5 protein-coding genes are annotated in these 11,697 nt (G+C 67.1%); all 5 read left to right on the top strand.

Annotated features, from left to right (window positions below):
* Positions 1–168: 168 nt before the first annotated feature.
* The 5 genes from GON09_RS28340 to GON09_RS10495 are packed head-to-tail and all read left to right on the top strand — an operon-like array spanning position 169 to position 11,639.
* Complete coding sequence (locus GON09_RS28340) at positions 169–516, top strand: hypothetical protein (protein WP_153008379.1); 348 nt, start codon at positions 169–171, stop codon at positions 514–516.
* The gene (locus tag GON09_RS10510; protein ID WP_213931744.1) at positions 513–3,260 is read left to right on the top strand and encodes a vWA domain-containing protein; all 2,748 of its coding nucleotides are present in this window, start codon (positions 513–515) and stop codon (positions 3,258–3,260) included. Before GON09_RS28340 ends, GON09_RS10510 begins: the two co-directional genes overlap by 4 nt.
* Positions 3,261–3,302: 42 nt before the next feature.
* Positions 3,303–6,878, top strand: a complete 3,576-nt coding sequence (locus GON09_RS10505; protein WP_213931743.1) for a tubulin-like doman-containing protein — start codon at positions 3,303–3,305, stop codon at positions 6,876–6,878.
* Position 6,879: 1 nt separating this feature from the next.
* Positions 6,880–9,609: a magnesium transporter gene (locus tag GON09_RS10500; RefSeq protein WP_244865479.1), complete on the top strand. Its 2,730-nt coding sequence runs from the start codon at positions 6,880–6,882 to the stop codon at positions 9,607–9,609.
* Positions 9,610–9,623: 14 nt separating this feature from the next.
* Entirely contained in the window at positions 9,624–11,639 is a 2,016-nt protein-coding gene (locus GON09_RS10495) for a hypothetical protein (protein WP_213931742.1), read from the top strand.
* Positions 11,640–11,697 lie beyond the last annotated feature (58 nt).

Below are 11,697 nucleotides of genomic sequence, written 5' to 3'. Positions count from 1 at the left end.
TCACCGTCCGACCCGTTCGATTTCAGCGAGTACTCGAGTTCGCGAGACGGGATAGACACACCATCGACGACCCCGAGCGGACCTGCATGGGGGAGCGTTCCGACGTTCGGTTCCAATCCGGACCCGTTCGGTCCCGGAGCGTCGTCGCCGGCGTTCGCGTCCACCGATGTGTTCGCTTCCGAACAACCGGTGCGTTCGTCCGGATTCTCGCAGGGCAAGACCCCCGTCGGGCGCGTCGTCGCGGCGTGCGCGGTAGCGGTCGTGGGCGTAGCCCTGGCGATCATCGCCGTGGCGCTCGGCTCCGTGGGCTTCGGTCTCGCAGGCTGGGCGCTCGCCGGTCCCATCGCCGCTCTGCTTCTCGCCACGTACATGATCGCGGACACGAAGCAACGTGCTCTTCCGGTCTATCAGCCGTCGAAAGCGGCACAGGTCATCTATTGGGTAACCGTCGCATGCGCGGCGGCGGGAGTGCTCCTCGGCGCATGGCAGATTGCGGATTGGTTCGGTCGACTGTGAAGAAGCTTGCAACCGTCATCATCGTTCTCCTCGGCTGCCTGCTGATCGCGCCAACGGCGTCCGGCCAACCCCGTGAGACGGCGGTGGCCGACTTCGGTGGCTGCTTGGCGTCGCAGCGCGAGGGCGACCTGCTCCTGATGATCGACGAATCGGGCAGTCTGCAGCAGTCGGACCCCGATGCCGCCCGCGTCGAAGCCGCGAATTATCTTCTCGGCCAGCTTGCTTCCTTCGGTGCGTCCGCAGGTGTCGCGCTCGATGTCGCCGTGGCGGGCTTCTCCTCCGAGTTCACGATGCATGCGCCGTGGACCCGCCTGGAGCCCGGAACGCTGGGCGAACTGCAATCCGAGGTCGATGCGTTCCGCTCACGGACGTCCGGGCTCGACACCGACTACTGGCTCGCGCTCGACGGCGCCCGAGGAGCACTGGCGGAGCACTCGTCCGGAGGTTCCACTTCGTGCCAGGCCATTGCCTGGTTCTCCGACGGCAAACTCGACTTCACCGCTCGTGACGGGGAAAAGCCCTATGCGCCGGGTCTCTCGCTGTCCACCGACGAAGGCGTCGCTCAGGTCGTCGGCGCGGCACGCGAGTCGATCTGCCGACCCGCGGGCGTCGCCGACCAGCTGCGGTCGTCCGGTATCGCGACATTCGCGGTGGGCCTCGCCAACGGCACCGCCCAGGCCGCCGACTTCGACCTGATGCGCTCCATCGCGACAGGCGAGCCGGTGGCCGGTCAAGCGTGTGGTGCGCGGACGGAGCCCACGCCAGGCGACTTCTACCTCGCACAGAACATCGACGACCTGCTGTTCGCTTTCGACGCCTTCAGCAGCCCCGGTCAGGCTCCGCTCGAGAACGAGACGGGCGTCTGCGCCTACGAGGTGTGCGAGGAGGCCCAGCACCGCTTCGTGCTCGACGACTCGATCGGCTCCGTCACAGTTCTCGGATTCGCCGATGCCGAAGGTCTGGTGCCGACGCTCGTCAGCCCGAGTGGCGAAGAGCTCCCTATGGCCTACACCTCGGCAGAGTCCGGTTCGTCGGTCGACGGCGTCGCGGTCGATTACCGCTGGCTCTCCGATCGCTCGGTGTCGTTCACGATGGAGCAGCCGGAGAACGCCGCCGGCGAGTGGCAGGGCATGTGGGCTCTCGTGTTCGTCGACCCCGACGGGTCCGAGCCGGCTGCCCGCTCCAAGTCGAACATCCATATCTCCGGAAACCTGTTCCCGGCGCTGCTCGGTCAGGATGTCACCGCCATCCACGCCGGTGAGGTCACGTCCGCGGTCCGACTGGGAATCGTCGACTCCGACCGTGAGGAGATCGACCCGTCCGAGCTTCTCGGATCCGCGTATCTGGGCGTGTCGCTCACCGACGCGGCGCAGGTGGATCACACGTTGGCGTCCGGGGTGTCCAAGGACGCGATCGGTGAACCGATCGAGCTGGACCTGACGAACGTCGCGCCCGGTGAGGCGACACTGCGTCTCGTCCTCGAAGTGACCACCGCGGACGCCACCGACGAGTCGGGCTCCGTGATCGCTCCCGGCACCGACCTCACGCCGCAGTACGTGGACGTGCCGCTGAACCTTGCTCCGCCGATCGGCTACCCGACGGTGCCCGGCCGGATCGACTTCGGGCAAGTGGAAGGTTCCGGTACCTTCCCCGGCGAGCTCGTGATCCAGGGGCCCGGGTGCGTGTGGGTCGACCCTGCCTCGCCCGTCCGTGTCGACGCAATTCCGGACGGTGTCGGCAATGCCGCACTCACTGTCGGCGGAGCAGCTTCGCCGGAGAACTGCCTCACCATCGAGGAAGGAACGAGCGGCACGCTACCCCTCGAACTCGCTGTCCCCGAAGCGGGCAACGGTGCCTTCAACGGTGCGGTCCGTCTGATGATCGCCCCTGAAGGCGAGCCCGATCGCGCGATGCCCGTCGACGTTCCGTTCACGGCGGATCTGCTCAAGCCGCTCGACACCACACGCTTCTTGCTGGGCTTCCTGGCGGTGTTCCTCCTGGGTGTCGGAATCCCCTTCGCCATCCTGTATGCGCTCAAGTGGTGGGCGTCTCGCATCCCGGCCGAAACCCTCAAGTCGCAGAGTTTCCTCGTGCGAGTGTCCGACGGTGGGTTGTTACGCGACGGTCGACCGTTCACCCTCAACGACAACGATCTGCGAGAGATCGTCCGCAACCTCGACAAGCCGGCTCGAAACCTCGACGTCGACGGAGCTCGCCTCGAAGCCAAGATGGGTATGTCGCCCGTCGGCGCCGGTTACGTCCTCGTCCGTGCGGATGGGATGCTCGGCGCTTCGGGTGCGACTCCCGCTACCGATCGCAGCACCGGCCAGGCACGTCTGCCTCTCGCCGTGCACAACAACTGGGTGCTGCTCCACGACCCGAAGGGACCCGTCGACGAGGCGGTCCTGCTCCTGCTCGTCGGCGCCAATGCGTCGAACGAGCGCGTGCGGGGACTCGTGGACGAGGCAGGTCGGCGAGCACCGCGGATCATCGACGATCTGCGGGCCCGCGCACAGGGTTCCGACAGCAACACACCGCAGAACCCGACTTCGCCTCAGCCGGCGACGGCAGGTGCTCCGTCGTCGTTCGATCCGTTCGCCGCACCGGGGACACCTTCGGCTCCGACCTTCGGTGCTCCGCCGCCGTTCACCGGTGGTCCCGGCTTCGGGGGTCAACCGCCGACCGGTCCCGGATCAACACCGCCGGGACAACCCTTCGACCCGTTCCGTCCGCCCGGTTCCTGACGGCCGCGCAACAACTCTCTATCTCGATTCGGAAGGACCGCAATGAGGCGATTTCTGGTAGTTGGCTGCGGCGGATCCGGTGCCGTCACCCTCGCGTACATGATGGACCAGCTGCGGTCCGATCTCGCTGCCGTGGGCATCGACAAGATCCCGGGTGGTTGGCAGTTCGTCAGCGTCGACGTGCCCACCGCCCCCGAAGCCGGCCCGGACGGTCTGGGCAACGTGCGCGACCAGGGCGGCTACTACTTCGGTAGCGGTCCGCAGGGCGACTCGTATGCCGTGCTCGACAACGCGCTGAGCAACCAGTTGGGCGCACGGAACAGCCTCCACGAGATCGCGACCTGGGCACCCCGTGACCCTTCCGCGGTGACGGTGCCGATCGGCTCGGGGGCCGGCCAGTATCGGGCCCTCGGCCGCATGATCACCTTGAGCAAGGCCGGCGGCATCCGCGACACGCTGCAGCAGGCATGGGACCAGCTGTTCACGGTGCAGACGGCAACCGAGATGTCTGCCATGAAGATCCCCGGCGGGGGAAGCTTCGAGCAGGAGGAGTCGCCGATCGTCCTGGTCGTCTCGTCGATGGCCGGTGGTGCCGGCGCATCGATGGCGCTGGACATCTGCCGACTGCTCACCCTCATCCCCAAGCTCGACCCGCGCCTGATGGGCGTGTTCATGGTGGCGCCCGACATCTTCGACGGCCTCGGCCGCAGCGCGACGACCGGTGTGCGCGCGAACGCGCTTGCGATGCTCGGCGAGATCGTCGCCAGCCAGCTCGGCTCCGCACGTGAACACGACGTCGAGATCCTGCGTGCCCTCGGTCAGCAGGCCGGTGAAGGCGAAAAGGTGCCCTTCGCCCGAGTGTTCCCCGTCGGTCGCCGCGTGGGCGTCGAGGGTGCGCCCTTCGGTGACGGCTCGCAGAAGGCGATCTATCGCGGTCTCGCGCGTGGTCTCGCCGGCATGATGATGAGTGGCGCCGCGACCCGCCAGTTCGTGCAATACGACCTGACCAACGGCGCGGGTCTGTCCGGCCAACGCGAGAACATCGGCTGGGGCGGGCAGTGGGACAACCTGCCGTGGGGCACCTACGGGTTCTCCAGCCTGAGTATGGGACGCGACCGTTACGCCGAGTACTCCGCTCAGCGACTGGCGCGCAGCACCGTGGATCGCCTGCTCGACGGCCACCGCAACGCGGCCAGCGTCGCCTCCGACGAGGACCAGGTCAATGCGATCCTCGACAGCCAGTGGCAGACACTACTGACGAACATGGGTCTGCCGGTCATGCAGAACAATCCCGCCGGAGCGCAGGTCGGTGTCGGACCGTGGTTGACCGACAGCGTTCTTCCGTCGGCGGAAGCCCAGCGGATGGCACGTCAGATCGTGGAAACCGAGCTGCGTGCCTACCTCCCTTCGGGCAGTGGTCTGAGCGCGTCGCAGTGGGTTCCCGAGGTCCGACGAGCACTCGCGGCGCGTCGTCAGGCACTGGTGACCTCGGCCGAGCAACACGCGCTCGGTCACGCCTTCCAGTGGCACCGAGGACTGGCGCAGCGCATCGAGCAGCAGGTGGCCAAGGCGGTCGCCGATCTCGGTCTGCCCTACGCGACGGCAGTGGTCAACAGGCTGTCGATCCTGGGGAAGGACCAGATCCGGGCCGGTGCCGAGGAACTCTCGCGCCACGCGCCCGAGGACATCACCGTCCAGTCCGCCGACACCCTGCAGATGCTCTCCGCGCTCAAGGGCAACATCGAGAGCGACGCCGACCTCCTCGAGCGGGTGATCTCCAGCTGCAGCAACAACGTCTACCGCCAGCTGTACGCGTCGTTGTCCGGCAAGGTCTCCGAGGTCGCGGCCGCACTCGTGCCGGAGATCCTCAAGCCGCTGCTCGACGCGCTCAACGAGTCTCAGACGGCGCTGCGCAAGGCGCGGAGCAAGCCGGCGAGCGACGTCGGACTCGCTCGCCTTGCCACGGACCAGTACGGTGCCTGGCCGGCCGACAAGAGCGATCGCGTCCCCAAGCGTTTCGCCGAGGCCAACAACGAAGTGATGCTCACTCCGTCGGCCGATTTCATGGACCAGTATCGGTCCGACCTTCCGCTCGCAGTGGCGTCGGACGGTCTGGGCACTCCGCCGTTCGAGGAGGCCGTCAATCGCGCGGTCGCCGACGTGGTCACCGGTATCTGGACCACAATCGACGGCAGCCGGCCGCCGGGGGAGGAGCACCCGCTGCTCGAACGCACCTCGGCGTGGCGCACCCGTGCCTTCCCGTTCGATCCCGGTACCCGTGAAGCCCTCGTGCCCTCCGCCGCGCGGTTCGACGTGCACGTCCGACCGGCCGAACTGCTCGAACGCGCACGGCAGTTCGTGGCCAGGACGGGAGAATCGTTCGACAGGTTCTGTCGAGTCTCTCTGCGTGAGTACATCGAGGACATCTCGGTGCCCGAGTACGCACTCGACGAGCGTCGCGAGCGTCTCCGCTCCAAGTTCGTCGAAGCGCTCTCTCTCGCTCGACCGCTGGCGAGTGTGAACCAGCAGGCCCTCGAGGCGCTGCATCCCGGTCAGCAGATCGAGTACCGCTACAAGTTCACGTCGATCCCGTTCCTCAATCTCCCTGTGGCGGATGCTTTGTCGCAGGTGTTGCAGAAGAGCCCGATGATCGATCACGAGACCCGGTCGGAGTTCGTCCGGTTGCTGTCCGAGGAGGACAAGCTCACCCGCATCGACATCTTCGGCTCGTATCCGAACTACTCTCCGCTGGCATATGATTCCGTGCTCGGTCCGGCCGCGAAGCAGTGGGCGGATTCCACTCCCGCGCAGCAGGAAGCGTTCTGGCAGTGGCGTCGTGCGCGTCCGCTCGCCGCATCGTTGCCGATGCACGAGAGCGAACGGCGCGCGATGACCGCCGGGTGGTTCCTCGGACTGGTGACGGGTCGGCTGCGTCTGCCCTCCGAGCCCTACGACGAGCCGGTCCGCGTGTGGGACGGTGCCACGTCGAGTTGGGTGGACTTCCCGAACCCGCTCCTCACCCCACCTGCACGATTCCTCGCGAACAACGACTGGCTTCCCGCCGTCATGGAATCGGTGTTGATCGCGATGGCACGCTCGCACGAGTCGCCCGTCATGTCGTCGATGGCTCCCTACCGTGCACTGCGAGGGATCTACGACGCGTCGGCGGAGAAGCCGGCCAGCGGCATCCTCGAGGTGTCTGCCAAGGCCGTGCTTACCGACTGGCTACGCACCGGCGACACGGGAACCGGTTGGCAGTCCCAGGTCGCCGACACCGGCGCGGGTGTCTCGATCGATGCGCGCGCGAAGAACGCGATCGCCTGGCTGACCAAGGTCCGCGATCTGACCGGCCAGCACTACCTGGCACCGGGTCGGGAGGGAGCGCCCGGCGGAGGCGTGTTCTCGACCATCACGGTGCGCGAGCAGGCGTCCCAGACCCCGATCTACCGCGACATCGCCGCCGATGTGTACTGGGCAACAGGCGAACTCATTGCGCTCGTCGAGGAGTGCAAGGTTCGCGCCGAGCAGCCCGAGCACGTCGACACGGTCGCTCCCACCGTGAGCACCGCGACCGCCTCGTCGCAGACCTTCCGGATCCCGGACATGGGGCAGTTCTGAGATGGCGGCGGAAAGCAAGAGCGTTCTGACGGTCTTCGTCGGCTCGGCCGGTCCGGCCGCCGGCGTTCGGGACGTCCTGCGCGATCTCTCGACAGCGGAGCTCGTGGGTTCGTTCGTGTGGGTGGACGACTCCGAGATCGGTGACGCCGGAGCCCGGGTCCCGGCGGTGGAAACCGAGCGAGGGATCTCCCGGTCGGTCACCCTTCAGGACGTCTTGGCCTCACGTCACTACGACCTGGTTCGCCTGTGCGTTCTGGTGCCGAGTGGGCCGCGCGTTGTACCGGTACGTCTAGCCACCGAGACGATGCTCGCCGAGCTGTTGTCGTCGAACTCCGGAGGCGCGCGGTGCGTGCGTCTGCGGGTTCTGCTGCGTCGCCCCGCCGACGAGCAGTCTGCTTCCGCGATCCCCGCTCTGGCCGGGTGGCACAACCTGCTCGTCGCACCGGAGGACTCTCGTGGGCCGGGTATGGGCCACGAGTCGCTGACGGCAACGCACGATCCGGTGGATGTGGGCCGCCAGGCCGCACCGGTGATCGCCGGCATCACCGGATTGTGGACGGACATCGAGCACACCCCGTTCGATGATGCTCCCGTCCTACCGGGCAATTCGATGCGTGTAGTGCGGTCGTTCTACCGCCGCCTCGACACGTCGCATGCCGAACACCGGTTGCATTCCGAACTGCTGGAGTTCGACGGGCAACTTCCGCTTCCGCGCGACGCGGGCACCGCGGTGCTCTACGCCGACGATGTGCCGGCAGCGACGCGGCAGATGGCACATGCTGTGTGGGTCAAACACGGTCATCTGTTGATCAGCCCGCGAAAGAGCGCGCCTCCGAAGCGGGACGTCCGGACCATCACCTTCATGGACGCGGTGCGGATGACCGGACGTTTTCTTCTCGCGGTGCTGAAGAATGCTCCGTCCATCCTCATCACGCGGGCAATTCATCGAGCCTCCACGTCCGTGGCCTCCGCCGCGCAACGAGCACTGTTCGGATCGACGCCCGGTGCATACCGGGTCCTTGTGGGCGGCGTCGACGCGGACGGACAACGCGTGTCGTGGACCGAGTACGAATCGGCCTCGCGCCAGCTCGGCGCCGCGCTCGACGAGGCGAAGGGCACGCCGCAAGTGGCGGCGCCCGACCTGTCGGCCCTGTGGCGGGACTACGCCCGCGGTGCGCTGACACTCGCCGACGCCAGTGAACGATCGGCAGGCCTGCCCCCGATCCAGGTGGGTGCGCATCGTGCCGTCCTGCGGTCGGCAGCGGACATCGTTCCAGGCCCTGACGACGACTTCACCGACATCCCCGGCGTCGTCTCCGCCACGACACAACTGCACGTGGCCGAGGCCCCCGACATCCTCGGTGTCGAGGAGCTCCGCACCACGCTGCGTGGTCTCGAACAGGATTCGGTGATCGGTCTCGACGCGCGCCGCACCGGCGCAGCGATCCAGACGTGGGCCGCCGAGCGGCGCCACAGCTTCGCGGTGTCCTTCGGCTCCATTCTCACCAGCCGGCTCAGCGCGGACATCACCGAAGCGGGCACTCTGCTCGAGCGGATCAAGGGTGTCGAAGCCCTGCGGGACCCCGCAGAGGAGAGCGCCGAGGTTCAGAGACGAATGTTCTGGCGCGTGCGCATCGCAACGTTGATCGCGGTCGTGGTCGGTGTTGTGTCGGGTGTCCTCGCGTGGAAGGAGTTCATCTCCTGGTGGGCGGGCGGCCCGATCATCGCGCTGTGTGTCCTCGGGTGGGCCATCGCCGTCACGCTGATCTGCCAGAAGGCGCAGCAGTACCTCGAGGATCTGCTGGCAAGCAGGGAAGCCATCACCGCCGGCAACGAAGCCGACCGAGTGAATCTTCGTGCGGCTCTGCGTGAGATCGAGGTTCTGACCGGAGCCTACCGGCAGTACCTGTCGTGGAGTCGCGCGCTCGGGGCCTTCCTGGCCCGACCCCTCGGTGTGCCGAAGCACGTCCTGACTGCCCGCCGGCGGATCGACTGGGGTCTGCCGCGCCACAGTGCCATCGGATCCGGCAGCCCCGACGACGACAAGATCGCGCGTGTTGCCGATCAGCTACGGCAGGATCTGTTCACCGTCGGATGGCTCACCGAACCGTGGGACACGGTCTCGGCAGGAGCCGGTGTGGCTCTCGGCGGGATAGCACATGACATCACCCGCGACCCGAGCCTGCTGACCACCAAGGCGGGTGCCGGCTCGGGCTCTCCCCTCGACGAATGGTCGCTCATGTTCTACCGCGGCCGGGTGCAGTCCACCGGTGCGGCGGTGCTCTGGCAGCGGGCGATGAGCGAACTCACCGGTCCCCGCACCGAACTCGCTCGTGACCTTCTCGACGTCATCGAGTACCGCATCGACGGCACCGTCCATCGCTCCGGTATCGACGGCTTCCTCGCCGGGGTCGGGGTGCCGACCGAGGGTGGCTTCCTCGACCGCGCGGCGTTCACCGACACTGCGACGATGCGTGGTGCCTCGGCGGTGGCCGGTGAGCTCTACTCGCGGACACGGGTCGGTTGCGGCCTCGTCGCGGTCACCACCCAGTTCACCGAGGGTGTCTCCGCCGAGGATCTCGCCCGACCGACGTCGAAGCATGTCCGGACCGAGAAGATCCACGAGATCCCCGATATCGATCTGCGTCCCGCGCAGCGCGAGGAATCGCCCGCCGACAAGTCGGGTCGAACGTCGTACATCGCGCCTGCCGTCGACGGCATCAACTTCTGAGAGCGAGGATTTCCGTGTCGGAAGGTGTCATCGAAGCGCTGCAGCAGTGGCGGCAGACCGAGATCGACGAGGGTCGACTGCGGCCGGGACTGATCAAGGACACGCATCTGCAGCAGATCGTCCGGACCAATCGGCGCACCGTCGCCGAAATCGAGTCGATGCTCCCGCGCCACGCGAAGCCACTCGTCGAGGGTCTCGTCGAAGCGCTCACCTCGGCCACCGCGCAGAGCCCCGACACAGCTCCGTCCGAGACGACGTTCTCGACGCGGGAGCCCGAACCGGAACCGGTGGTCGTGCCGGTCGAGCCGCTTCCGGGCAGCGAATTCCTGGTCGACCTCGGAACCGAGGACTTCTGCGAGTATCTGCACGGCGAGTCGGAGTACGAGGTCGGTCCGCTCACGATCACCGCTGAACCGCGAGGTGGGCACCGCATCGAATGGACACCGCTGCCCGGGCGGTCCGGAACGACGGTGCTGTATCGAGTGGTGTCGGGGGAGACCCATCGGGCCTACAAGCCTGAGGCAGGTCGACTCGTCGGCGTCACATGTGGCTCGATGATCGTCGATATCGAACCTGCGGCAGCAGCGGTGCGTCATCTGCAGGTGTGGGCGCACGTCGGCAGCAACGAGCGCGATGCCGCGCAACGCCAGCCGGTGCTCATCGCCGAAGGACACGCTCTCAGTGCCGTCCAGGATTTCGTCGTCATCGAGGACGACGGTGCGGTGATCGGCCAGTGGTCGGTGTGGCCGGGGGTTTCCCGCGTCCGGGTTCTCCGCATCCCGCTCGACGGTCGCTCGCCCGTCACGAACGACCCGCGCTACCGGATCCTTGCCGATCAACCCAACTTCGGTGGATTCGTCGACCGTGATGCACTGCGTGGTCACCGCTACCTGTACCGCGCGATCTGCGAGATCGAGGTGGACGGTCAGACGCGCCTGTCGCCGGCGGCGCAGGCCGAGGTGCTCGTCTCCGCTGTACTCGAACCGGTCACCGATCTGCAGGTCACCACTCACGAGCACGAGGACGGTCTCCATTTCGACCTCGGATGGACCCCGCCGGACATCGGCAGCGTCGTCATGTACCGCACGGAGACCGCGCCGAAGGCGGGCATTGATCGGGAACTCCTGGAGGCGAGTGCCCTGGACGTCTCCGGTGGTCTTCCTATATCTGCGCGACTCGTGCACCCTGTCGTCATCGATTCGCAGGGCCGCCACAGCATGGCCAACGTGTCGTGGCCGCGGGGGTGGGTGCGTGCCTACTTCACTCCGGTGACCGTCCTTGACGAGCAGGTGCAGGTGGGTCGTACCGTCATCGCGACCCGACCGCTCCCGGCGCTCGAAGGTGTTCGCATCGTCGAGCGGTGCACCGAGCAGGTGGTGACGTTTCCGTGGCCTGAGGGCGCAGCGTCGGTGTCGGTCTATGTGAGCGCGGCGCAGGTGCCTGCCGAACATGCCATCGAGCAGCGACCGGTCGCGGAGATCTCCCGTTCGCAATACGAGCGGGACGGTGGGCTGCATCTGCGGGATCCGCTCCCCGAACAGGGTTGCGCCGTGCATGTCGTCGCCATCGCCTACACGGCCGGCGAACGTATCATTGGGAAGCCGTCCACCGTGGACTATCCGGGACTGTTGCGCATCCAGTACGCGGTCGAACCCCGGCCCGTTCCGGATGGTGGTCTGGTCCTGGCCATCCGGTTGGCGTCGGAGATCGAATTGTCCACCGCACCACCCTTCCTCGTCGTGCACAATCTCAGGCGGCTGCCGTTGAGTTCGCGCGACGGTCAACCGCTGGAGGTCCGTGGCGGAAGTAGCGGTACGCAGTCGGGCGCGCGGAACTTCCATCCGAACGGCCTGCGGCGCGAGTGGACTCAGCCATGGTTGGTCGATGTGGGCGAGGCAAAGGGATTCGTGCGCGTGTTCGCGGATGTGCGGCCCGAGCAGGCGCGCACCATCGCGTTGCTCGACCCTCCGGTGGAACAGATCAACCTCGGTCTGATCGACCGGCGTCCGATCGACGATCCGCTGGAGTGACGTGAGTGCCCACGACGCCGAACGCCCGAGGTTCGGCCAGCTCACCTATACCTCCTTC

The sequence above is a fragment of the Rhodococcus sp. B50 genome (assembly GCF_013602415.1).
GTDB lineage: Bacteria > Actinomycetota > Actinomycetes > Mycobacteriales > Mycobacteriaceae > Rhodococcus.
This window is presented reverse-complemented; position numbering and strand designations above follow the sequence as displayed.